A 476-nucleotide genomic window follows, 5' to 3' on the forward strand; every position below is an offset into this window, starting at 1 on the left:
ATCTGGTAATGATGGCGAAGAGGCCACACCCGTTCCCATGCCGAACACGGAAGTTAAGCTCTTCAGCGCCGATGGTAGTTGGGGGTTTCCCCCTGTGAGAGTAGGACGTTGCCAGGTAAATGAAAAAAGATCAGTAGAGATACTGGTCTTTTTTGTTGTTTAAAAGTCGCTAAGTGCACAGCATCCAGCTGCAGCGCCTAGCCCATCGAGGTCATAAGCTGATCAAGGCGCTTGCATTTTTGATCTTGGAAGATTAACTTCAGAAATGGATATCGAAATTTGCTGAATGATAGATAAATCTAAAAAATTGATAGATTTTCTCTCAAAGTTGATAGATTAACACCTAAAGTTGGACTTCTGTCAAGAAAGTGGACATTAAAATTTGATATTTTTTTCGTAGTACAACTACCGCACTGCGTTTGCTAGGGCATTAGAAAGGATCAATCAAAAAACAAACTGATCCTTTCTAATGCCAA

General features: G+C 40.8%; 1 rRNA gene. It reads left to right on the plus strand.

Annotated elements, in window-relative coordinates:
• Position 1 precedes the first annotated feature (1 nt).
• Positions 2 to 117 (plus strand): 5S ribosomal RNA (gene rrf / locus K9V48_RS28585).
• Positions 118 to 476: the final 359 nt, after the last annotated feature.

The sequence above is a fragment of the Metabacillus rhizolycopersici genome (assembly GCF_020075705.1).